We start from the raw sequence: 23,874 nt of genomic DNA on the forward strand, positions 1-23,874 counted from the left end.
ACGTTCATTTTTAAAGAAAAAATTACATTATCGAAATAATTCAAAAATATCAATAATAATTTCTTATAAAAACGCCTGCTGATTAGAAAAATGTTAGTCGTTAAGCTTTAATACCGCCATAAACGCTTGCTGAGGGATTTCAACGTTACCAACTTGTCGCATACGTTTCTTACCTTTTTTCTGTTTTTCAAGTAATTTACGTTTACGAGAAATATCTCCACCATAACATTTTGCTGTTACGTCTTTACGTAAGGCCTTGATGGTTTCACGAGATACAATCTTGGCTCCGATGGCTGCCTGAACAGGAATATCGAATTGCTGACGCGGAATAAGTTCTTTTAACTTCTCACACATTTTTCTACCAATAGTTTGTGCGTTATCGGCGTGAATTAATGCAGAAAGCGCATCGACAGGTTGTGCATTCAATAAAATGTCTAAACGTACCAGTTTAGATGGTTTCATTCCTATTGGGTGATAATCGAAAGAAGCATACCCTTTAGAAACCGTTTTTAAACGATCGTAGAAATCGAATACAATTTCGGCAAGCGGCATTTCAAACGATAATTCTACACGTTCTGGTGTTAAATACGTTTGATTGGTTACAATACCACGCTTTTCAATACAAAGCGACATTACGTTACCAATAAAGTCTGATTTGGTAATGATGGTTGCCTTGATATAAGGTTCTTCAACACGATTTAAGGTTGAAGGATCTGGTAAATCAGACGGGTTGTTTACAATAATGGTTTCTTCAGTGTTTTTATTGGTGTAGGCGTGGTAAGATACGTTGGGTACGGTAGTAATTACCGTCATATCGAATTCACGCTCTAAACGCTCCTGAATAATTTCCATGTGAAGCATTCCTAAGAATCCACAACGGAATCCAAACCCTAATGCAGCCGAGCTTTCCGGCTGGAAAACCAGCGAAGCATCGTTTAACTGTAGTTTTTCCATAGAAGCACGAAGGTCTTCGTAATCTTCGGTGTCTACAGGATAAATCCCAGCGAATACCATTGGTTTTACATCTTCGAAACCTTCTACAATGTTTTGTGTTGGCTTTTCAAAATCGGTAATGGTATCACCAACTTTAACTTCTTTTGCCGTTTTAATACCGGTAATAAGATAGCCTACATCTCCGGTTTTAATATCTTTTTTAGCAACCTGAGTTAGTTTTAACGTTCCAACTTCATCGGCGTAATAATCTTTGCCTGTTGCTACGAATTTAATGTGCTGTCCTTTTTTAATTTCACCATTAAATACTCTAAAATAGGTTTCAATACCTCTAAAGGTGTTGTAAACTGAGTCAAAAATTAAGGCTTGTAATGGCGCATCCGGGTCACCTTTAGGGGCAGGAATACGCTCGATAATAGCTTTTAAAATATTGTCAACACCAAAACCTGTTTTTCCACTGGCGTGAATAACATCCTCAGGATCACAACCTAATAAATCAACAATATCATCGGTTACTTCTTCAGGGTTGGCACTCGGTAAATCTACTTTATTAAGAACTGGAATAATTTCCAGATCGTTCTCTAAAGCTAAATATAGGTTAGATATGGTTTGTGCCTGAATACTTTGGGCGGCATCAACAATAAGTAAAGCCCCTTCACATGCGGCAATAGAACGAGAAACCTCATAAGAGAAATCAACGTGACCAGGAGTGTCAATAAGATTTAAAACGAAATGTTCACCTTCGTGAATGTAGTCCATCTGGATGGCGTGCGATTTAATAGTAATACCGCGCTCGCGCTCCAAATCCATATTATCTAATAGCTGGTTTTGTTTTTCCCTTTCGGTAACCGAACCAGTATAGTCTAATAGTCGGTCTGCAAGTGTACTCTTCCCGTGATCTATATGTGCAATGATGCAAAAGTTTCTAATATTCTTCATAAAACTGATCTAAACCTAGATATAATTTGCAAATATAGATGTTTTCAAATTGTATCTCTCTAAAATATTACTTGGAGTTATAATTCAGATGAATAATTAGTTTTTTTAATAAGAAAAGTGACATGGAATGAAGCTTGCTAGCTTAAAACATTAAACTTTTACTTACATTTAGTGTCTATTGTTTTACTGCTAACTCATTACAAACTAAATATGCTAACCCGAATATCTACAGATTTAAAATGGTTTTTAACCGGTATTTTTGTTTTAATAATAGGAGGTCTACAGGCTCAGGAAAGTGGAACCGTTGCGAATATAGAAAAGGTTTACGTGCATACCGACAGATCGTGTTATACTGTGGGAGAGTCGTTATGGTATAAAGCCTATTCGGTATTGGCATATAATCATTTGTTGTTCGATCAAAGCAAAATTCTTTATGTAGAGTTAATTTCACCAGACTCCAAAATTATTGCACGAAATAAAACCAAGTTAGATCAAGGTTTAGGACATGGCGATTTTAAACTGTCAGATTCTTTAGGTATTAAGCAGCCCGGAGTTTATCAGTTACGAGCTTACACCAATTGGGATCGAAATTTCGGAGATGACTTTGTATTTGAAAAAGAGATTGAAATTATCGATGTTTTTAAAGACAACTCTAATGAGTCTGAAGCTAAGAGAAAGTTAAATTCAAGAAAAAAGGAGAAAGAAGAAGCGGCAACAGAAGTTAAACAGCCTTTTCAATTTCAGTTTTTTCCTGAAGGCGGAAATTTAGTTGATGGTGTTATTAGTACAGTGGCTTTTAAAGCGTCAGATGAGAATGGAAATCCTTTAAAAGTTAAAGGAAGAATTGTGGAACCTAATGGTAATTTGGTGACGCTTTTTGCCAGTTTACATGATGGTATGGGGAAATTTCAAATTCAGCCCAATTTAAGTTCTAATTTAAGAGCAGAAATAACTTCAGAGCGCGGAAAAACTATAGATATCCCATTACCTAAGGTGAGTGAAACAGGGGTATTGATGGGGATTTCTAAGGTTCGAGGAAGAGATATTATTACGGTTAAAACAAACGATAAAACATTTAAAGGACAAAAAGGTGATCCTGTGGCTATCGTTGTCAGAGTACGAGGCATTTCTTATTTCGAAGGTGAAATTCCGTTTAACGCCAAAAAGGTGTCTTTTGAAATTCCTAAAAATCAAATTCCAGAAGGTATATGCCAAATAACCCTTTACGATAAAAATGCTGTTCCGCAAAGCGAACGGCTGTGGTATAATGATAAAGGTTCGGAAGATGATTTAGATGTTAGACTAAAGACCAATAAGGCTATTTACAAACCAGAGGAAAAAGTGGAAATTAGTGTGGTTTCAAAAAGCAAGTCAGGGCAACCATTACCTGCCAGTTTTTCTATGGCTAGTATTGACGTGAGTAGTGTGAGTGAGAATTCTAAATACGCAAGCAATATCTGTTCTTATTTTTTAATGGAATCCGATATTAAAGGGCAAGTGCACAATCCCGGGTTTTATTTCGATAAGAGTAACTCTAAACGATTGGTCTGTTTAGATTTATTGCTATTAACCCAGGGATGGCGAGATTTCTATTGGAAAACATTACCTCAGGTGCCTAAATTACCAAAATATAATATCGAGACAGGTCTTCCGGTATCGGGCAGGGTTAAACAACTTTTTGGAAACAAACCCAAACCGGACAACAATATTACTTTGGCGTTATTAAACGATAAGGAAGGGATGCAGTTGTTTACCGAAGTTACCGATTCGTTAGGGCGCTTTCGTTTTAAAGACATTAGTTATACTGGTAAAACCACGATGTTGGTGAATACTAAAAATGAAAAAGGAAAGGGGAAAGGGGAGTTGTTACTCGATAGTTTATCATCTAAACCTATGCCGGCAAACTTTAAATATAAACCGGTGATGTCTGATACGTTAAAATTGGAGTCTATAAAAAAACATGTCTATAATAAATTTATTGCTTACGGTGTTTCTCCTGAAAACGTTTTAGATGAAGTTGAAATTATAGCCAAAAAAAAGGATGAAACACCTAGTTACTATGGCAATCCGGAATATAAATATTACGTAGATGAAGATACACCGCCTTACAGTAGTATTTATCAATTGATTCAATTTCTGGTTCCTGGTGTTTTGGTTACGAACGATACCATTAGGTTTATGAGGTTTAATGGCCCGGCACATATTATTCTGGATGGGTTTCCTGTGTTTTCTTCAGCAGATATTAGCTACATCATGCCCGAAAATGTCGATCGTGTAGAAGTATTTAAAGGGCCTAGCGCTGCTATTTTTGGACCAGATGGTGGTAATGGTGTTATTTTAATTTACACTAAGATAGGATCGGTGAATAATCAGCCTAAAAAGGAATTCCATTCTATTTCTAAAACCGTTGAAGGGTATTATGATGCTCGCGTGTTTTACACAGGAAGTTATGGTGAAGATGCCGAGTTCGATTTAAATAATAACGATGCGATTAGAAATACACTTTATTGGAATCCTTATGTACATCCAGACGATAAAGGTCTAGCTAAATTAAACTATAACAATAGTAAGGTAGAAACCAAGGTAAAAGTCACTTTAGAAGGGCTAACCTTATCTGGTATTCCAGTAATTAGAACAACAGAATATTCCATTGAAAAGTAAAAACCGTTCATTCCAGCTATGTGCCGTTCGTCAGAAAAAGGTTTCCTTGTATAAGGGTTTTAGGTTGTTTTGTGGTTATAATATAACACAACGAACATGACACAATTAAAACCTATTTTATTAATATTACTTCTTGTAGGGATTTTTATTTATCCTTATTTGGATAATTTGTCCAGAGCTAAGATTAATAACCCAGAATGGGATTTTTCCCAAAACAAATTTTTAAAAAAAGAAGCAGACCCCAACTGGGAATATGTAAAAGACAGACTCACCACAAATGATGGAATGGGGCAGTTTATTAAGAGGTTTCAAACACCAATATTGTTTGCGCTTTATAATGCGTCTAAGGAAGATAGTTTGGCTGTCAATAATACTATAAAGGAGCTAAAGGCGTTACTGCCGCATAAAACCATTGATTATTTCAGTAACTACACGGGTGTTTTTATCGATGTTATGTTTACCAGTAAAGATAAAAGCGATCCAGAAGAAAAAATAGGGAATTTTAGGCGTATTGATTTATGGGATGCAGCAATAAGAATGCAATTTAACTTTGATAACGACAAGCCTTTTAAAAAACTTGCACCTCTAAAATTAATTAAAACACAGTTAGATTCGGCAGCATATATTGAAAGAACTGATTATAGTGATTATGCGAGTTGGGGTAGTTATTTCACTTTCCCAAATATTCGCTTCGCATTTAATGAAACAATAAGTTTTGAGGAGAAAGCGAAGTTAATAAAATATGAAATGCTCCGAAGTTTATGTGAGATAAAGGATAACCCGCAAGCTAATAAATCTTTTGTTCCTGGTGCTGTATTTAATTTTAAGGAATATTATCCTCAGTACTATACATTTACTTACCAAGACGAGTTTTTACTTAAAAAATTATACGCTCCAGACTTCAACCAACAGTTTGAAGAATATATGTATAGCCATTACAACTGGCGATTTGCTATGCATTATTTAAGTTCAAGCGAACTGAAAACGATATCAGCAATGATTATTGCCGTATTGGTTTTATGTTTGGTGGTCTTTTCTAAAAATTTCTTTGTTAATCCCTATTTTAAAGTAGGTTACCTTAATTATTTAATACCTGCTTTAATTGTTTTTTCAGGAATTGTTGGATTGCAAGGGTTATACAATCATTTATCCAATATAGATTTATTGATTTATTCAACTTGGTCTCACTTTTTTAAGTTGATGGTATTTATGGTAATAACCCCAGGTTTGGTTGTTTCATTTTTTATTTGGGGTTTGGAAAAAATATTTGTTAAAAATGATAAGTCGTTTCATACCAAATTATTTTTAAAATCGGTTTTACTGTTTATTGCCATTATCATTCCGTTTTCTATCTACTATTTTGTTGTTTCTGAATATTGGATCCACAAAGGTGTAAACGCTGTCATGGTGGCAACTAATCCTGTATATGCTATTGCTTTAGTAGTAGCTATAGCAAGAGGTGTTTTGTTGTATTTAAAAAGTTATTCCGATAATATTATTAAACAAAAAGATGTAGAACTAAGTGAGCTAAAAGCATTAAATACCCAAGCCGAGCTTAAATCGTTACAATCACAAATTAATCCTCATTTTCTATACAATGCGTTAAACTCTATTGCCGAGTTGTCGCATACCGATGCCAATAAAACCGAGAAAATGGCCTTGTCGCTTTCCGATTTATTTCGCTATTCTATAAACCGACAAGGAAAACAAATGAGCACCGTAAAAGACGAGGTCGACATGGTGCAGACCTATCTCGAAATTGAACAAATTCGGTTTGGCGACCGTCTGGAGTTTACCATCGAAATTGACGAAAATTTAGAAGACGAAGCGTTACCTATGTTTTTATTACAGCCATTGGTGGAGAATGCCGTAAAACACGGTATTTCTAAACAGGAAACCAAAGGGATTATTAAGTTGGTAATACGTAAAACTGAAAAAGGATTGGTTATTGCAGTTTTCGATAATGGTCTTGAATTTCCAGAAGGTTTAGTTAGTGGGCATGGCTTACAATCGGTATTCGATTTGTTGCGTTTAAGTTATAAATCGAACGCTAAATTAAATTGGGAAAATCAACCCGAAAAGAAAATAGAAATTGTTATTGATTATAATTCATAAGACCTTATATGAGCGCTAAGTATACGACTATAATTATTGACGACGAACAATCTGCTCGCGATCGTTTGGAGCGTTTGTTAGGGGTATATCCTGAAACGTTTCAAATTATAGGTATTGCCAAAAACGGAACTGAAGCTAAAGAGCTAATTAATACACTAAACCCGGATCTTATTTTTTTAGATGTTGAAATGCCTGGTCTAAACGGTTTTGAGGTGTTACAGTCTATAGAGGTTATTCCTATAGTTATATTTTGTACAGCATACGACCAATACTCTTTGCAGGCTTTCGATACGAATAGTCTGGATTATTTAGTAAAGCCTGTGCGTCAGGAACGGTTAGAAACGACGATTAAAAAGCTTACATTATTCGATAGAAGTTCTAATGAGAATATTTTAAATACACTACGAAAACTAACAACCTTGAAAAGTGATACTAAAATGACTTCTATGACTATAAAAAAGGGTGATAAAATTGTTTTTATCAAGTTAGAAGAAGTTTTGTATTTCGAAGCAAATGAAAAATATGTTACTGTTCATACTAAAAACGAAAAACATCTTAGTGAACAATCGCTACTAAGTCTTGAACAAAAACTACCTGAAGACTTTATAAGGGTTCACAGAAGTATTATAGTAAACACAAATTATGTAAAGGAGGTTCAAAAGTATTTTGGTAATAGGTATATCATTTCCCTAAATAACGATTCTAAAACATCTATTACAACCGGTCGAACGTATAACACCGTAGTTAAAAACTGGATGGGCGTCTAAATAAACTAAGCCTGCTATTTTACAGGCTCAGTTATGTATAAATTAGTAATATAATATTTAGGTAAAAAGTTTGGTTAATAAACTTTTCTTTTTGGTTTGCAAACCATTTTTTGTTCTATATTTTCTAAATTCAATGAGTTGTTTGTCTAGTTTTTTTTCTAGATTTTTTAAAGACATCTTGTTTTTCATAGGTGGTAAATTTGGGTTTTCTTTTTGTAAATATAAATATATTAACCAAATAGGAAAAATTTAACAAAATACATAAAAATATAGGAGTTTTTATGTTAAAAAACATTTTGTAGTCAGTCTCGGACTCTTTATATTTGAAAACCCCTAATCTTAAAACCTACAACCTATGCCTAAACCAATAGATTTAGATGCGTTAATAGAAGATATTGACGTAGAGTGTGGATTTATCTTTGATTCAGATGGCGTTTTAGAGGAATCCATGTATTTAGAGTTAGCCGAAAATTTTGCTGCAATGTCAAGTATGATAACTACAATGTGCAGGGAGATTGCGGAAGACTTCGAATTAGGAGAAATAGACAACATCATTCTTAATACCCAATCAGGGCTATTTGTTGTTAAAAAGGTAGAGGAAGATAGGTACTTAGGCGTGGTCACTTACGATTCTAGTAAGCTAGCCCTTATTCACAAAAGATTACAAAGCTTATTTCAAGAAACCGAGGCATAATGCCTCATCTTAATACAAACCCAAAATAATTATAAACTTAACCATTAAAAAATTATGTCAGATTTTTTGAACACATTTGTAAATGATTTAAAAAGTAACTTAAGCGGATTCGTAGCGGTTGCTGTAACAGAGGTTCAGACCGGAATGTCTTATGTTTCTAATACATTAGATCCAAGTTTCGATCCTGAGTTAGCTTCAGCATATAACTTAGAAGTTGTAAAAGCAAAGTTAAACGCTATCCGCGCTTTAAAGTTAAACGAAAAAATAGACGATATTTTGATTACACTAAACTCTCAAATTCACATTATTAATTTGTCTGAAAACGGAGAGTACTTTGTGTATTTAGCTGTAGATTCTAGCAAGGCAAACTTAGGTATGGCAAGAGCTACCCTAAGGAAATATACGGCTGATATTGCAGCTAAACTATAGAAAATTAGTATCTTTGCACCAAATAAAGCTGTATTTAATACAGCTTTATTTGTTTTTAGGATATTAATTTTTGAAGCATATGCCCAAAATTGGCGATATAGTTTTACCAGAGTTTCCATTGCTTTTAGCGCCAATGGAAGATGTGAGTGATCCACCATTTCGTGCCCTTTGTAAAGAACAAGGAGCCGATGTTGTGTATACGGAGTTTGTGTCGAGTGAAGGTTTAATTCGTAATGCTGCGAAAAGCGTTATGAAGCTGGATATCTATGAAAAGGAGCGCCCGGTAGGGATTCAAATTTTTGGTGCCAATCTGGATAGTATGCTGCAAACCATAGATATTGTAGCCGAATCGAAACCAGATATTATTGATATTAATTTTGGTTGTCCGGTTAAAAAAGTCGTGAGTAAGGGTGCTGGAGCAGGTATTTTAAAAGATGTATGCTTAATGGAGCAACTTACTGCCGAAATGGTAAAACGCACTAATATTCCGGTTACGGTAAAAACCCGCTTAGGCTGGGATCACGAGTCTATTCGCATCTTAGAAGTGGCTGAGCGCTTACAGGATGTAGGGTGTAAAGCTATTTCTATTCACGGTCGTACCAGAGCCCAGATGTATAAGGGTAATGCCGATTGGAAACCTATTGCTGAAGTAAAGAATAATCCAAGAATGCATATTCCAGTGTTTGGTAACGGCGATGTCGATACACCCGAAAAAGCTATGGAAATGCGTGATAGTTACGGACTTGATGGTGCTATGATTGGTCGAGCGAGTATTGGTAACCCATGGTTTTTTAAACAGGTAAAACACTTCTTTAAAACAGGTGAGCATTTAGCGCCTATTTCTATAGAAGAGCGTGTAGAAGCCGCTCGCAGACACCTGCAAATGTCTATCGACTGGAAAGGCGAAGTGCTTGGCGTTTTCGAAACCCGTCGCCACTATACCAACTATTTTAAAGGGATTCCACATTTCAAGGAATACCGCACTAAAATGGTAACCAGCGATGACCCGAAAGATGTATTTGCAGCTTTCGATGAGGTTTTAGAGAACTTCGGTGACTATCAGTTTACACATTAATTTTTATGGCAAATGGCAAGCCACCGTGGTATGCGCTGTAGTTTTGTAAAATTTGTCACTTCGAGTGGGGTTTCCAATTGAAATGAGGAAAATTTGTATCGAGAAGTTAATTTTACAAAAGCTGCCGCTGCTATCACTTTTGCGTATACTTTGTCATTCTAAGTGTGCCAAGGAATTTCACCCTTAATTAAGCAGCTGTTTTTATAAGTCTTAAAACTTAAGTGCAAAACTGGCTAATACGGCTTTATGGTCGGTAGGCCAGACGTTAAGCGGTTCTATAAAAATATCTTCGGTAGGTTGTAAAACACGTTTGTTTTTGGAAACATCGCCTTTCGGTCCAAGAATTTTAGCGTCTATAAGTTTAAGACGTTCATCAGGGTTATAAAAGATAAAATCAATACGATCTCTATCATCTGCTTCAGGGCTCCAGGCTAATTTATTAATAGGAACCAAAGGGTTATCGGCAGGATAGGTAAATCCTGGATGTGATACCGGATTTGGAAATATTTCGCGGTAAGCATCTTTAAAACCGTGTTTTTCGATTTTGGCGGTGTTTCTCCAATTGATAACTACACCATTGTGATCGTATAGATGTTTATTAGCTTCAATCCAGTCTAAATGTGAAGGCTCGTTGTTATCCCCTCCATAAATAACTAAGCGGCCTTGTTTGATTTCGTTTTCCGCGTCAGCGATAAAGGTATCGATAGCCTCATCTCGCATCGATTCGAGGTTGTTTTTATGAATGATTTCAACATTCGTAACAATGCTATCTAATTTTTTCCATGTCGATCCGTCGTAACCGCGAGGTAAGTATAGGGCACAGTTTAAATAATCTAAATGCCCGCTGTAAAAGGCCACTTCAACTCCAAGGACATTAATGATGGCTTTGGTGATTGAGCCATGATCGTTTTTAACAGGGTATAATGCGGTTTGTTCAATAATAGGGTATTTAGACAGTAGTCCTGTATCCTGACTTGGTTGTGCGTAATAGGTGTGTCCTTTGTCTTTTAAAGCTTCAATAATATGCTTACTAAAATCGACACCGTTATAGTTTCTGACTTCGCTAAAAGAAATTAAATCGGCATCGGTTCTTATAATTTCATCTACAACAGCGTCAAATCCGTTTTTAACCACCGTGCCTTCCTGCCAGATATTAAACTGAAGGACTTTTAGTTTGATAATTCTTTTATTTTTGCAATTGAAAACAATAAGGCAGCAGGATATGAAACCTATAAAAAGCCATAACTTTTTAAGGTTTATTCGGTTTTTATTTAACATAGTTTAGTTGGGTTAGTTGGTTTTTACTAAAGATTCTGTAATACGTACGGAGGCAATTTTTGAGGCAATAACACCTAATACAGAAATGGTTAAAAAGGCAACAAAAAAGTTCTCCCATTTAATGGCTACCGGATAAGGTAACGATGGTGTAATCATAAGTAAGGCATAACGTTGCTGAAGAATCACAACGATTACACTAATGATAAGCCCTAAAAGTCCACCGATAATACTCATTAGGCTGCCTTGATAAAAGAAAATTCTACGAATGTCTTTTACTGTAGCTCCAATATTAAACAGGGTGTTTAAGCTTTGTTTTTTATCCAGCATCATCATGATTAATGAACCCACAATATTGAAAAAGGCAATGATTAAAACCAGCGTGAAAATAAGGTATACTGCAAGATTTTCAGTGTTCAGCATTTTGTACAAAGCATCATTCAGCTGTTCACGATTTTTAATAATAACCTTGTCGCCTAAAATGGTACCTATTTCCTGTTTTACAGATTCGATATCTGCATTTGGTTTCAGTTTGAATTCAATTGCCGTAATTTGATTTTGCTGGTAGTTTAAAAGGTTTTGAGCTAAATCTATAGGTGCAAAAATGTAATTGTCGTTTAAATCTTCATTAATATAGAAAATACCAACATTATTTGCAGTTACGGTATTAAAGGCATTTTTGGTAGATGTTATTTGCCCTTTTCCAGGTTTAGGGACATAAATATTTAAGGGTTTAGTGTAGTCTAAAAGTCCTAAAGAAAGCGTGTTTGATAGTCCCCAGCCTACAACAATTTCTCTGGTATTCTGATCGAGCCAACTTCCGGTATCTAAAATAGAATCGACTGCAACAATCTGTTCAAAATTTTGGTCAACACCTTTAATAGTAGCAATCGTATTTTTATTGTTTGATGAAATGATAACGCGTTCTTCAACTATTTTTGAATACGAAGCTACACCTTGAACAGTATCTAATTGAGATATTTCGGAGTCTGAAAGTTCAAAAGATTTCCCATAAGTGGTTTCGGCTTTTAAATCGGGGTCAACAATACTTGAAAATTGAAGTGTAAAATCTTTAAGCCCCGCAAAACCTGAAAGTACAATAAATAAAGAAGCGGCACCTAAAATAACGCCAATAATAGCAATATAGGTAATGAAATTAATAGCATTGTTGCTGCTTTTGGAGCGCAAGTAACGTTTAGCTATATATAACGGAAAATTCAATTACGATTTTTTTCTTTTATCTAAAATACTCGGATCTTTAATAGGGTTTTCTTCGCCTTTTAGTGAACGATCTATTTTTTCAATGTATTCTAAAGAGTCGTCAATAAAGAACTCTAAATTAGGCATACGTCTCAACTGGTTTTTGGTACGTTGTGCTAATTCATGACGAATTAAAGGGGTGTTCGACTTGATGCCTTCTAATAATTCTTTGGCTTTAGCATTTGGGAAAATGCTTAAATATACTTTTGCAACACTTAAATCTACCGTTACCTTAACTTTAGATACCGATATAATCACACCCTGCATACCGCCTTGAGTAGCTGCTCCTTGTAATACTTCAACCAAATCGCGTTGTAAAACCGATCCTATTTTCTTCTGTCTTTGACTTTCCTCTACGTTGCTCATGTTTATACCTGTTAAAGGTTACTCACTAAGTGAGTTTTAAATATACCGAGATTTATCCCGAAATTAAAATTTATATTTACCAAAGCCTTTATTTTAAGTACTAAGGTTGTTTATCGTGCAAAAATACAGGATATTTAAAGATAATCTTACTTTTGATTTACAAATTTTGTATCTTAAACTAAACTGATATTTGATGAATAAAGTAGAACATATAGGAATTGCGGTTAAAAACCTTGAGAACTCTAATGAATTGTTTGCTAAATTACTTGGGTCACCAAGTTATAAAACCGAAGCGGTAGAAAGTGAAGGAGTGAAAACGTCGTTTTTTAAAGTAGGTGAGAATAAGATTGAACTTTTAGAAGCAACAAAAGCCGATAGCCCGATAGCAAAATTTATAGAAAAAAAAGGAGAAGGCGTACATCATATCGCGTTTGATGTAGAGGATATAGAAAAAGAAATAAAAAGATTAAAAGCTGAAGGATTCACGGTTTTAAACGATGTGCCAAAGAAAGGTGCTGATAATAAGTTAGTTGTTTTTTTGCATCCAAAATCGACCAATGGCGTTTTAATAGAACTTTGTCAGGAAATTAATTTTAACGAATAATTTTCTTGTGGGGTTATAAAAATAGTCTTAAATTCGCAGCCGATTTCGGTCCTATAACTCAGTTGGTTAGAGTATCTGACTCATAATCAGAAAGTCCCTGGTTCGAGCCCAGGTGGGACCACGATTTGAAATCGTAAAGCCTTGTAAACGTTGAGTTTACGAGGCTTTTTCTTTTCTAGGGGACGAATGAGGGGGCGAATGATTTATTTAGGATTATTTGTCATAATTAACAAGGATTTTCTTGGATTTCATTAAAATTTATTTAATTTGGTGAAAATTCTTTATTCTGATTCAATTTAAACTGTACTTTTGCGACTACTTTTTAGTTATTTAAACATAAATTTCATATACTTAATGTATACTAATCAAATATGGAAAAAGAATTTATAGAGTCGAATATTGTTATTTTAGGTGATTTAAAACCATCATTTTATGATAAGTTGTTTTTCGTTAAAAATAATCTAATATCAGAGGATTCTTTTTTAGACTCAACAATTATAACGCCTAGTTTGGTTCGCATTATTACAAATGACATTGCTATTAATATAGAAACAACTAAAATAGTTATAGTTAATAAAACTAGAAAACAAAATGATTTTATTAAGGATATTACTTTAAAGATTATTACTCAATCTAGTTTTGATTTTGAGGCTATAGGTTTTAATTATAAATGGTTTATATTTTTGCCTGATATCCATGAGCATACAAAGACGAGATTTTGGAATAGTTCAAATACCAAACTGAATAGTCATTTTGATTCGGATAATTCTGCGTATGGTTATTATGTTAGTAGGGATTTTTTAGATGCTAGGATGAAGTTAGATATAAAGCCGGGCGTTTTAAAAGAAGTTGATTCCAATAATTCAAAATTAATATTAAATTTAGATTATAATCTTCATTTTGAAAAAGAGTACATAATGAAATCTATTGAAAGTTATGATGTGTATTCAAGTAAGGTTTCTGAAATAACTAAGGATTATGAGTAGTATTGATAAGAAATATCAAATTGTAGAAGGAAGTAGTTTTTCTTCAAGTTCATTTGAGGAAGATTATATAACACCTTCAGATAGCTTTCTTTTTGCAATTAGCAAGAAAGATGAAGTTAATTTAGTTCATGGTGAATTATGCTCTTATACAGAGGGAATATTTGAAATTATGCAAGAATTTCAAGAGAGGGAAAAGTTTTATGTAAAAGCAATTCAAAATTTAAAAAAGCAAAAAGAATATGTTAATTTGCTTTACCAAGTTAGTAATGAACTGATTTCAGATGAAGAATTTAGCACTGAATTAGAGGAAAATGAATCTAAGTACTTAATTAAATTAGATAATAAATTGAATGCTAAAAACTTTTTTACTATTTCAAAAATTATGAATAGAATTGGAGATGTATTGTTAGACGATGACTTAAGTGAGATATTTTCTCTAAAATCTGAAAATTTTGAAAAAATCTTATTAAAAGCCAAATCTAATAATGAGTAAAGAAGTATTCAACAATTCCACCATTGAATGTCTATCTGCTGAAATTATTTCTCGTAAAATTTTACCATCTTCTTTTCTTGAGATTGAACATGTAGGTAGGTGTTTTACTTATAAGTGTTCACGAAATAGTGAAGCTACAGTGAAAAAGGAATTAGACCCTAAAGAGCCATTTTACAATGAACACTCATTACTAGATTTAGGCTCAAAGTTGGAATGTGAAAATATGTTTGTTGCAATTAATAAAAAGAAGCCCTATAAATACACTAAGATTAATCATACGGGGAGACATAAAGCACAAACTTTCACTTCTAAAGAGTATACATTCGCTAAAATTTCAAAGCAACTGAGTAATATTCCATTGTGTGACCCTCCAAAAGAGATTGTTTTGATAGAAAAAAAATAGATTAAATAATTTGCATTGTAAGTATCATGAATTATTTGGTCTTTCATTTATCTAACTAATTCACTGAATATCTAAATTATCTCTTAAAAACTTATTTTTTTCATCTAGCCTTTTATACATAGGTAGGGTATTTCTATTCAAATCAATCATTTTAACATTAATTACAGGGCTTTTTCTGTCTGTGTTGGGTAATTCGCTTAAAACGGCATTCATGCGCTTAAATTGGTCTGTAAAGTCTGTTGTGGTATAGAAGTCTGTGTATAGTTCAGAAACTCGTTTTGAGCAATTCCATACTTGACATTTAAACTTAGCATCGTTCTTGGTTACGTACTTTGTAACATAAGATGCGATGGACCTAATATTGTTAGAATTTAACTGTTTTACATCGAAAGCAGATGAGGGTTTAAAGTCTTTATCTCTTGGAGTGATACCATTTTTTTGTTGGAGTTTTATCCAATAATTCCACCATTTTTCAATTTTCCAGTATTTATTGGTTATCATGTGGAAGTGTACATTTCCCTTGAACGCATCATTTTTGGTTTGCCGTTCCGCTACCCATACATATTGAAAATCCTCACTTCGCTTTTTAGCATTATCAACAAACTTGCGAAGTAAATTAACCGCTTCTTCATCACTCACCTTATTTAAAAAGGTGAGTGTGACAAAGCTTAATCTTTTATAACATCTAGCAAAACAGGTTATCTTTTTTCGAATCTTTTGTTTCGAACGCCTGGACAAGGAGCGCTCCTTTTTCTCCTTGTCCTTACTTTCCTTTTTTTTTGCTTTTGTATTTTTTACAGGCTCATACTTTTTTCGTTGTAAAGCAGAACCAGTGAATTCATGTTTAGGTTCTTTTCCACTTAATCTAGTTGAAAAAGCAACACTTGTTCCGTATGTATTCTTAACTACCATAATCTGAATCGTTGTACATTAATAAATACCATTAAAAGGTTATTTATTAAAGGTTGTTTATAAAGGTGGATAGGTTTTTAAAGGTTAAAAAAAAGAAAGACGCCCCTTAGTCGAGGAACGCAGGGACGAACTCGCCTTTCTTGATTTGTTTGATAAAGGTTCCTTCTCTTCGGTTGTATACATTCATGTATTGCCAAGTAGGATGCTTTTTAGATAGGAATAGAGAGAACCCATTTAGCTTATGTACATAAGTCCATTTTTTAGGCTTTTTCTCATTTTCTAAGAATACAATAACGGAGTAATCATTTTTCTTTTTTAACATGACTTACCTCCTCTCTTTACTGAAGTTTTAACCTCTGTTAAAGCGTCGTTTATATCTTCTAAACGATATAAAACTCTATTCCCAATTCTATGGGCTTTAATCACGCCTTCTTTAGTCCACTGATTGAGTGTAGGTAGTGAAATGCAAAGGGCTTTTGCTGTGTCTTGCCTAGTTAATAGAGTTAGCATTTCTTGCTTTACTCCATTGTCAATTCGTTTAAGGTTGATTTCTATTACTTCTTGGAGAATATCTTTAATGTTTGATAAAGTTACTCCTGATAAGTACATGACTGGATTTTTCATAAATTTTCTGTTTTTTTAATTTTACAGAGCAAATATGATTCAATGACAGTCGTATGGTAATTGCTGTGGTAACCACAACTTTTATCTTATTTTTCTAAATCTGATTTTATTTTATTTGATATTTCTGTAACTCCAACGTTTTCAAATAATTGATGAATTTTATCTAAATTTTGTTTTGTTCTTACGCTGTTTTTACCTGCTGATACATAGGATAGATATTTTCTTGTGTTTTCCTCTCCAACTCCTAAAATTTGAGATAGTATTTTAGCTGTTTTGACATTGTCGTATTTATTCAAATCTAATCCTAAATAGTGTAAGGCTAGAATTTTTTGTTTGTGAGTTAGTGGAGATAATTTAGGTTTATGACTCTTATTTTTTCCATTTTTTAATTCCTTTAACCATTGATAATAATCAGCAAATAGAATTGCATTTTCTCTATCATGCCTAAGAAAATCTTCATCTGTTGGAATCATCTCTCCTTCTTCATTTTCTTCATAAATAGGTTGGACTTCTCCATGCATTAGGTATTCGTTAAATACAGAATTAAAATAACTACGACCTCCCATTTCCATTAAATCAAAAACACTATTTGTTTCATTATTAAAATTCAAATCACCTGGATTCCATGGGATACTGGAACTACCCTCGCTACTTGTGAAAAGCTGTATTTGGTTAATCTCATTATCAATTAAATATTCCTTGTTTTTAATTGTTTCTAAACTACTTTTAAAGCTTTCAATAAAGTGATTTTTTGGTTCTTGGTTCATTAGTTGAAAAATGGGTGCGTTAATAATTTGTCTGCGTTTTCTTTTTGCGTCATTCTTATGTATTGTAAAAAGGAACGCTCGGTTTTATGTCCTGTAATTTTCATGATTGAAATAGTGGGGACTTCAGCAAGATATAAATTAGTTGCAAAACTACGTCTAGCAGTATGCGTTGAAACAAGCTTATATTTTGGAAGTGGTTTTTTTACGACTTTACCTCCTTTTGTTATAGTTGTTTCTACTTCTTCTTTGATTCCTGCAACACTTACAACATCTTTTAAATAGTCATTCATTGTTTGGTTTGTGTAAGCTTTTGGTAGGTTATTTTTATACTTCTTTAATATCTTTCTAACTGTTTTATGAAGTGGAATAGAAACACGTTGTCCTGTTTTATGGGTTCTAATTTCAATTACAGTGTTATTTGAAACAATGTTTTCGGGTTTTATTTGTGTAAAGTCAGAAAACCGTAAACCAGTATAGCAACCAATTAAAAATAAATCTCTAACTCGTTCTAATCTTGGACTAGCTGAGAAATCAACTTTTTCAATCTTTTTTAATTCATCAATGCTTAAGTAAACAGTGTCTGATTCTTCTCGAATGGTTTTAAAACGTTTATTTCGAAATTCTAAGTTTGTATTGTAACCTCTTTCTGTGGCTTCATTCATAAACGACTTAATTGTTTTTATGTGTTTGCCAACTGTGTTAGAGGAGAGATTGTGGTCGGTTTTTAAGAAACCTAAATAATGATTGTAAAATTCCAGAGTAATAGTTTCAAAGTTTACAGACTTATACTTTTTAGCATATTCTTTTAAGTACTTAAATGTTGTATTGTAAACTTTAATTGTGCCTTCTGTTTTATTCAGTTTACTTTCTTCTATGTAATCATCAATAAATTCAAAGAATGTAAGTCTTTTAGGTTTAACAATACTATCATCTAATTCATCCTCTAAAGCTTGTTTGAGAATTGTATTGTTGGGTTGAATGCCATCATTAAGAAGTTTTCTAAATGCATTATTAATACCGTTTTCAAAATTATCTAATCGAGAATTGAATTCGGGATATTCTTTAAACTGTTTTGTTGTCTTTACTCTTTGAGCAGTTTTATTCCAAAACTTAGGATTTATAGTTTCTCCAGTTGAATATTTAAATCTTTTGTATTGATAATTATAAACCAAATAGATTAAAGTTTCAGACTTTGAGTTGGGTTCTTTAAGTACGAATTTTGCTTTAGCCATTTTAAAAGATTTAGTGAATAATTGAATCTACTTTTACACCTTTTTCTACTATATGAGTTTTTATAAGTTTTCCATTGTTATTATACTCTAGCATTTCACCATCGATTAAATCATTCTTATAAAAAGCTTTAAATTTCAAATTACCATTTTCGTGATATTCAAAAGCCTCTCCATTTTTTATGTTATCCACGGCATTTATTTTGAGATATAAATTACCATTCTCAAAATAAGTAAGAATCAAGCCATTGTTTTTTCCGTTTATTGATTTAAAAGATTGTTTTAAATTGCCATTTTTATAGTAGCTTTTAACTGTTTTTGCATAACTAGATGTTAGAGTGTCAATTTTTGAAACTTCTATTCCGCTAAGGCTTCCGTCTTCATAATAGAATCTGCAAGTGTCTTTTGTTATTCTATTCCAGTATTGACATTTAGCTTGGATATTGCCATTTTCATAATATCTAATTGATTTACCATGTGCTAAATTGTTTTTTATATAAAGAACCTCTTCAAGTTGTCCATTCTCGTAATAATGAAATGTTTTGCCATTTTGATTTCCTTTTACATTAGTAGTCTTGCTTTTTAAATTACCATTCTCCCAATAATCTTCTCGAATTCCATGTAGAGTATCATTTTTATATTCTACTATTTGTCTTAATGTTTTTCCATCTTTCCAATAAAACTTCCATTTTCCTTGAAACATTGAATTTTTAATAATGCCCTCACATTTGAGATTGCCTAGATTTGAATGATATTCATAGTGGTATCCGTTTTCAAATGTTTGATCAATTAATGAGTCATTTCTATAAGTTGCAGTATAGGATAGAACATTACGCATGTCGTAGTGTTTTAGTATTCTATTTGGGAAACTATCAAGAACCTCTTGTTCAAGATACCTATTGCCGTTAGGATAGAAATATGTTGAAAATGATTTAGGTGGTTTAATTTTTAAATCTGGGTCAATTTCTCGCCATTCTCCTTTTTTACCATCTTCTTGGTAAAAGACGTAATTTTCATTTCTAAAGTTCTTATTGTTTATGTCATGATTGCATGAGATAATGAGTAATGAAATTAGAGTTAAGTAAAGTAGTTTCAATTAGTGGGTTTTTATATATTGCGTAGGTAAATATACATAAAAAGTATTTCTAGGGGACGAATGAGGGGACGAATAATTTTAATTTTGTTTAATTTGGCTTAATTTCATGTAACTTTATAACGTACTGTTTTCAAGGCTTAAGCCCAATAAATACGGGAAAATAGAGTAAAATAAAGTAAAAATACCAGTGGACCAGGTGGGACCACGATTTGAAATCGTAAAGCCTTTCAAGAAATTGAAAGGTTTTTTTGTTGTAATTGATTGAATTACAAACTATTTTGTGTATCTGGTCGAGTTTAGTTTTGTTAAATCAACAAAACATTTAAATTTGTAAGCAATGAGAATACAAAACAAGAAAATACTTGCCTCAATCTTATTTGTATTAATAAGTTTTGTTTGTATGTCACAGGGGCCACCACCACCACCAGTGAATCTTCCTATTGATGGAGATGTTATAGTGGGCTTGGGTATTGCTTTATTTTATGGGGCTAATAAACTCCTATCTAAAAAAGACTAATCTATTTTATCCAGATTAACCAATCTTGAAACATACTTCCCTAAAACATCAAATTCTAAGTTTACTATTGTTCCTTTTTGAAAGGAATTAAAATTGGTGTGCTCGTAAGTGTAAGGAATAATTGCTACACTAAACGAGTTTCTTTTCGAATTTACTACTGTTAAACTCGTTCCGTTGACTGTAATAGAACCTTTTTCAATGGTTATGTTATTTAGAGAAGAGTCATAGCTAAATGTAAATATCCAGCTACCATTAGCTTCTTCTATATTTTCACAAGTAGCTGTTTGGTCTACATGGCCTTGAACAATGTGTCCGTCTAATCTGTCACCTAGCTTCATGGCGCGTTCCAGATTGATGTTGTTTCCAATATTGTATGTGTTTAGATTGGTTTTGTCCAGTGTTTCTTTTATAGCAGTAACGGTATATTCGTCTCCTTTAATATTAACTACAGTTAAACAAACACCATTATGAGCTACACTTTGGTCTATTTTTAATTCAGAAGTAATATTACTTTTTACGGTAATATGAAGATTGTCAAATTCTTTTTTTAAATCGGTAATAACGCCAATATCTTCAATAATTCCTGTAAACATATCTATGGTTTGTTTATTTAACTAAATTTGTAACGTCAAAATTACAAACAAAAGTTATCATTTTTAATGAAGAAATCAGAAAATATAGTAGTAGGGATCTCAATAGGGGATTTAAATGGTATTGGAGGCGAAATTGTTTTAAAAACATTTGTAGATTCCAGAGTATTAGATTTCTGCACGCCTGTAATTTTTGCTTCGGCTAAAGCGATGAATTTTTTCAAGTCGCATTTCAAATCTGAAATTAATTTTAATATAACCAATAATCTTAATCAAATAGTTCACGGAAAGGTAAATGTGTTTAATAGCTGGAGTGAGCCCGTGAATATTGAATTCGGTAAAGAAGACCTAAAAATAGGAGCTTACGCTATTAAATCCCTTCAATCTGCAACAAAAGCTTTAAAACATGGGGATATCGATGTTTTAGTAACGGCGCCAATTAATAAACATAATATACAGTCTAAGGATTTTAAATTTCCGGGCCATACCGATTATTTAGCACAGCAACTGGAGGGGGAAAGTTTAATGTTTATGGTAACCGATGATTTACGAGTAGGCTTGTTAACAGACCATGTTCCGGTTAAAGAAGTAGTAAATCATATTACTGAAGAATTAATCATTAATAAAATTAATACGGTTTATAATTCTCTAAAAACGGACTTTAATATTGTAAGGCCGCGTATTGCAGTATTAGGGATTAATCCTCATACGGGAGATAATGGGGTGATTGGTAATGAAGATGATACGGTTTTAAGACCTACATTAAAAAAACTTAAAGAAGAAGGTAAGCTGGTTTATGGGCCATATGCGGCCGATAGTTTCTTCGGGTCAAATAATTATAAAAGTTTTGATGCGGTCGTGGCATCATATCACGATCAGGGTTTAATTCCGTTTAAAACCTTATCTTTTGGTCAGGGGGTTAATTTTACAGCCGGATTAAATAAGGTAAGAACATCTCCAGATCATGGTACGGCTTATGAAATAGCAGGAAAAGGTGTTGCAGACGAGAGTTCCTTTAAGGAAGCCGTGTTTACAGCAATACATATTTTTAGAAATAGAAATGAATATGAGGAACTTACAGCTAACCCATTAAAAAAATCCTCAAAAAAGATATAAACAAAAAAATGTTTATAAGTAATGCTGCTTAAATAAAAATTTATATATTTGCAGGCTCAAAATAGATTTGATAATGAAGCCATTAAAAGAGTATACAATTCCATTTGTAGGGCTAAAATTAGCAAAGCACCATTTTGAGTATGAAATTGAGCAAGCGTTCTTTGATTATTTTGAGTATCAGGAATTTAATGATGTGAAAGTAAAGGTCGATCTTCAGTTAGAGAAGAAAACAACTTTACTAGAGTTGCACTTTAAAATTTCAGGATTTGTTAATGTTAATTGCGATTTAACTAACGAACCGTACGATCAAAGCATCGAAAATGAGTTCGATTTAGTAGTTAAATTTGGTGACGAGTATAATGATGAAGACGTTAATATTTTAATTGTACCACACGGAACATACGAAATTAACGTTCAACAGAATATATACGAGACCATTGTGTTAGCGGTGCCAATTAAGCGCGTGCATCCTGGAATTGAAGACGGAACATTAGATTCAGACATACTTAAAAAGTTAGAAGAATTAAGCCCGAAAGGAAAGAAAGAGAATAAAACCGAGGACGATATAGATCCTCGTTGGAATACATTAAAGAAACTATTAACGGATAAATAACGATAGAAAATGGCACATCCTAAGAGAAAAATCTCGAAAACAAGAAGAGATAAAAGAAGAACCCATTACAAAGCAACTGCGCCACAGATTGCTACATGTCCTACTACAGGAGAGGCTCACTTATATCACAGAGCTCACTGGCATGAAGGAAAACTTTATTACAGAGGTCAAGTATTAATTGACAATTCTGAAGCAGTAGAAAACATAGCATAATAGTTATGCGTGCATATAAAAAAACGCTCACATGTGAGCGTTTTTTTTATGATATGCTTTTTCTAAAGCGTAAAAACACGTAATTTGCGAGTTATTAAGCTAGTTTTTAGTAATTTTCACAAATTTTGACGTGTTTTTGATCAATTTTAGTGATTTTTCGGTCAATTTAACTATAAAGTTATGAGTAAAATCTCAGCGGCTATAACGGCTGTTGGCGCTTATGTGCCAGAATATGTATTAACCAATCAAATTCTTGAAACGATGGTTGATACAAATGATGAATGGATAACTTCACGAACAGGAATAAAGGAGCGTCGCATTCTTAAAGAAGAAGGAAAAGGGACGTCCTATTTAGCTATTAAAGCTGCACAAGACCTTATCAATAAGAAAGGCATCGATCCAAAAACTATAGAACTTGTTATTGTTGCAACGGCAACACCAGATATGAAAGCTGCATCTACAGCTGCTTACACTGCGTCCGAAATTGGAGCTACTAATGCATTCTCTTTCGATATGGATGCGGCTTGTTCTAGTTTCTTATATGGTATGTCGGTAGCAGCTAGTTATATTGAGTCAGGTCGATATAAAAACGTATTGTTAATTGGTGCCGATAAAATGTCATCAATTATTAATTACGAAGACAGAGCGACATGTATCATTTTCGGAGATGGTGCAGGAGCAGTGCTATTCGAACCTAATGAAGAAGGATTAGGATTCCAAGATGAATATTTAAGAAGTGACGGTACAGGTAGAGAGTTTTTACAAGCTACCTATGGCGGTTCTTCATTCCCAATCACCGAAGAGGCTATGGCCAAAGGTGGTCAGTATGCATTTCAAGAAGGAAGAACTGTATTTAAAAACGCAGTATTCAATATGGCAGATGCCACTGTAAAAATATTAGAACGTAATAATTTAGATAAAGATAGCGTTGACTGGTTAGTAGCACATCAAGCTAATAAGCGTATTATTGATGCTACGGCGCAGCGTATTGATTTAGCTGAAGAAAAAGTATTGGTAAATATCCATAGATACGGAAATACAACATCGGCTACATTACCTTTATTACTAAGTGATTTCGAGTCTAAACTTAAAAAAGGAGATAATTTAATTTTTGCCGCTTTTGGAGGCGGATTCAATTGGGGTTCTATTTATTTAAAATGGGCCTATAATTCATAACCC

The 23,874-nt window shown here is 33.3% G+C and carries 26 protein-coding genes and 1 tRNA gene; 16 read left to right on the plus strand and 11 right to left on the minus strand.

Features of this window, described 5'->3' with window-relative positions; translation table 11 throughout:
• Window positions 1-93: 93 nt before the first annotated feature.
• Complete coding sequence (gene lepA, locus RBH94_RS05940; RefSeq protein WP_188222604.1) at window positions 94-1,890, minus strand: translation elongation factor 4; 1,797 nt, start codon at window positions 1,888-1,890, stop codon at window positions 94-96.
• 210 nt (window positions 1,891-2,100) lie between these two features.
• Between lepA and RBH94_RS05945 the strand changes: the two genes are divergently transcribed.
• The 6 genes from RBH94_RS05945 (at window position 2,101) to dusB (ending at window position 9,631) form a co-directional block, all read left to right on the plus strand.
• Window positions 2,101-4,551: a TonB-dependent receptor gene (locus RBH94_RS05945; protein WP_307882806.1), complete on the plus strand. Its 2,451-nt coding sequence runs from the start codon at window positions 2,101-2,103 to the stop codon at window positions 4,549-4,551.
• Window positions 4,552-4,647: 96 nt separating this feature from the next.
• Window positions 4,648-6,666, plus strand: coding sequence for a sensor histidine kinase (locus RBH94_RS05950; RefSeq protein WP_307882807.1), 2,019 nt, complete (start codon window positions 4,648-4,650; stop codon window positions 6,664-6,666).
• An 8-nt stretch (window positions 6,667-6,674) separates the two neighbouring features.
• Window positions 6,675-7,433, plus strand: a complete 759-nt coding sequence (locus RBH94_RS05955; RefSeq protein ID WP_307882808.1) for a LytTR family DNA-binding domain-containing protein — start codon at window positions 6,675-6,677, stop codon at window positions 7,431-7,433.
• A 355-nt stretch (window positions 7,434-7,788) separates the two neighbouring features.
• Window positions 7,789-8,127, plus strand: coding sequence for a roadblock/LC7 domain-containing protein (locus tag RBH94_RS05960; RefSeq protein WP_307882809.1), 339 nt, complete (start codon window positions 7,789-7,791; stop codon window positions 8,125-8,127).
• Between the two features lie 54 nt (window positions 8,128-8,181).
• The gene (locus tag RBH94_RS05965; protein ID WP_307882810.1) at window positions 8,182-8,556 is read left to right on the plus strand and encodes a hypothetical protein; all 375 of its coding nucleotides are present in this window, start codon (window positions 8,182-8,184) and stop codon (window positions 8,554-8,556) included.
• Window positions 8,557-8,635: 79 nt separating this feature from the next.
• Window positions 8,636-9,631 carry a tRNA dihydrouridine synthase DusB gene (dusB, locus tag RBH94_RS05970; RefSeq protein WP_188222600.1) on the plus strand — a complete coding sequence of 332 codons (996 nt, stop codon included), beginning with the start codon at window positions 8,636-8,638 and terminating at the stop codon, window positions 9,629-9,631.
• Window positions 9,632-9,841: 210 nt separating this feature from the next.
• Here the strand turns inward: dusB and RBH94_RS05975 are convergent, their stop codons facing one another.
• The 3 genes from RBH94_RS05975 to rbfA are packed head-to-tail and all read right to left on the minus strand — an operon-like array spanning window position 9,842 to window position 12,532.
• Entirely contained in the window at window positions 9,842-10,909 is a 1,068-nt protein-coding gene (locus tag RBH94_RS05975) for an endonuclease/exonuclease/phosphatase family protein (RefSeq protein ID WP_307882811.1), read from the minus strand.
• A 12-nt stretch (window positions 10,910-10,921) separates the two neighbouring features.
• Complete coding sequence (locus tag RBH94_RS05980; RefSeq protein WP_307882812.1) at window positions 10,922-12,127, minus strand: FtsX-like permease family protein; 1,206 nt, start codon at window positions 12,125-12,127, stop codon at window positions 10,922-10,924.
• Window positions 12,128-12,532 carry a 30S ribosome-binding factor RbfA gene (rbfA, locus tag RBH94_RS05985; RefSeq protein ID WP_307882813.1) on the minus strand — a complete coding sequence of 135 codons (405 nt, stop codon included), beginning with the start codon at window positions 12,530-12,532 and terminating at the stop codon, window positions 12,128-12,130.
• Between the two features lie 193 nt (window positions 12,533-12,725).
• Between rbfA and mce the strand changes: the two genes are divergently transcribed.
• The 5 genes from mce (at window position 12,726) to RBH94_RS06010 (ending at window position 15,018) form a co-directional block, all read left to right on the plus strand.
• Window positions 12,726-13,136: a methylmalonyl-CoA epimerase gene (gene mce, locus RBH94_RS05990; protein WP_307882814.1), complete on the plus strand. Its 411-nt coding sequence runs from the start codon at window positions 12,726-12,728 to the stop codon at window positions 13,134-13,136.
• 47 nt (window positions 13,137-13,183) lie between these two features.
• A tRNA-Ile gene (locus RBH94_RS05995) sits at window positions 13,184-13,257 on the plus strand.
• Window positions 13,258-13,507: 250 nt separating this feature from the next.
• Window positions 13,508-14,122, plus strand: a complete 615-nt coding sequence (locus RBH94_RS06000; protein WP_307882815.1) for a hypothetical protein — start codon at window positions 13,508-13,510, stop codon at window positions 14,120-14,122.
• Window positions 14,115-14,615: a hypothetical protein gene (locus RBH94_RS06005; protein WP_307882816.1), complete on the plus strand. Its 501-nt coding sequence runs from the start codon at window positions 14,115-14,117 to the stop codon at window positions 14,613-14,615. The genes RBH94_RS06000 and RBH94_RS06005 overlap by 8 nt, the downstream gene beginning before the upstream one ends.
• The gene (locus RBH94_RS06010) at window positions 14,608-15,018 is read left to right on the plus strand and encodes a hypothetical protein (RefSeq protein WP_307882817.1); all 411 of its coding nucleotides are present in this window, start codon (window positions 14,608-14,610) and stop codon (window positions 15,016-15,018) included. Before RBH94_RS06005 ends, RBH94_RS06010 begins: the two co-directional genes overlap by 8 nt.
• 60 nt (window positions 15,019-15,078) lie before the next feature.
• On the opposite strand, the gene RBH94_RS06015 is transcribed toward RBH94_RS06010, so the two are convergent.
• The 6 genes from RBH94_RS06015 to RBH94_RS06040 all read right to left on the minus strand — a co-directional run bounded on the left by RBH94_RS06015 (window position 15,079) and on the right by RBH94_RS06040 (window position 19,646).
• Window positions 15,079-15,930 carry a hypothetical protein gene (locus tag RBH94_RS06015; RefSeq protein ID WP_307882818.1) on the minus strand — a complete coding sequence of 284 codons (852 nt, stop codon included), beginning with the start codon at window positions 15,928-15,930 and terminating at the stop codon, window positions 15,079-15,081.
• A gap of 106 nt (window positions 15,931-16,036) precedes the next feature.
• Window positions 16,037-16,252, minus strand: a complete 216-nt coding sequence (locus RBH94_RS06020) for a hypothetical protein (RefSeq protein WP_307882819.1) — start codon at window positions 16,250-16,252, stop codon at window positions 16,037-16,039.
• The gene (locus RBH94_RS06025; RefSeq protein ID WP_307882820.1) at window positions 16,246-16,554 is read right to left on the minus strand and encodes a helix-turn-helix domain-containing protein; all 309 of its coding nucleotides are present in this window, start codon (window positions 16,552-16,554) and stop codon (window positions 16,246-16,248) included. Before RBH94_RS06025 ends, RBH94_RS06020 begins: the two co-directional genes overlap by 7 nt.
• Window positions 16,555-16,640: 86 nt before the next feature.
• On the minus strand, window positions 16,641-17,321 hold the full coding sequence (locus tag RBH94_RS06030; protein ID WP_307882821.1) for a hypothetical protein: 681 nt from the start codon (window positions 17,319-17,321) through the stop codon (window positions 16,641-16,643).
• Window positions 17,321-18,553 (minus strand): site-specific integrase, encoded by a 1,233-nt coding sequence (locus RBH94_RS06035; protein WP_307882822.1) that lies wholly within the window; start codon window positions 18,551-18,553, stop codon window positions 17,321-17,323. The genes RBH94_RS06030 and RBH94_RS06035 overlap by 1 nt, the downstream gene beginning before the upstream one ends.
• Window positions 18,554-18,563: 10 nt before the next feature.
• Entirely contained in the window at window positions 18,564-19,646 is a 1,083-nt protein-coding gene (locus RBH94_RS06040) for a toxin-antitoxin system YwqK family antitoxin (RefSeq protein ID WP_307882823.1), read from the minus strand.
• A gap of 337 nt (window positions 19,647-19,983) precedes the next feature.
• Here RBH94_RS06040 and RBH94_RS06045 point away from each other — a divergent pair, with 337 nt between their 5' ends.
• Entirely contained in the window at window positions 19,984-20,163 is a 180-nt protein-coding gene (locus RBH94_RS06045) for a hypothetical protein (RefSeq protein ID WP_307882824.1), read from the plus strand.
• On the opposite strand, the gene RBH94_RS06050 is transcribed toward RBH94_RS06045, so the two are convergent.
• Window positions 20,160-20,756, minus strand: coding sequence for a riboflavin synthase (locus tag RBH94_RS06050; protein ID WP_307882825.1), 597 nt, complete (start codon window positions 20,754-20,756; stop codon window positions 20,160-20,162). The genes RBH94_RS06045 and RBH94_RS06050 overlap by 4 nt on opposite strands.
• A 66-nt stretch (window positions 20,757-20,822) precedes the next feature.
• Between RBH94_RS06050 and pdxA the strand changes: the two genes are divergently transcribed.
• The 4 genes from pdxA to RBH94_RS06070 all read left to right on the plus strand — a co-directional run bounded on the left by pdxA (window position 20,823) and on the right by RBH94_RS06070 (window position 23,871).
• Window positions 20,823-21,869, plus strand: a complete 1,047-nt coding sequence (gene pdxA, locus RBH94_RS06055) for a 4-hydroxythreonine-4-phosphate dehydrogenase PdxA (RefSeq protein WP_307882826.1) — start codon at window positions 20,823-20,825, stop codon at window positions 21,867-21,869.
• Window positions 21,870-21,942: 73 nt separating this feature from the next.
• Window positions 21,943-22,482, plus strand: a complete 540-nt coding sequence (locus RBH94_RS06060) for a DUF177 domain-containing protein (RefSeq protein WP_188222588.1) — start codon at window positions 21,943-21,945, stop codon at window positions 22,480-22,482.
• A gap of 9 nt (window positions 22,483-22,491) precedes the next feature.
• A complete protein-coding gene (gene rpmF / locus RBH94_RS06065) occupies window positions 22,492-22,695 on the plus strand; it encodes a 50S ribosomal protein L32 (protein WP_027138009.1) in 204 nt (67 codons plus the stop codon).
• A gap of 180 nt (window positions 22,696-22,875) precedes the next feature.
• Complete coding sequence (locus RBH94_RS06070) at window positions 22,876-23,871, plus strand: beta-ketoacyl-ACP synthase III (protein ID WP_307882827.1); 996 nt, start codon at window positions 22,876-22,878, stop codon at window positions 23,869-23,871.
• Window positions 23,872-23,874: the final 3 nt, after the last annotated feature.

This window comes from Aestuariibaculum sp. YM273 (assembly GCF_030908365.1).
GTDB classification, from domain to species: domain Bacteria; phylum Bacteroidota; class Bacteroidia; order Flavobacteriales; family Flavobacteriaceae; genus Aestuariibaculum; species Aestuariibaculum marinum.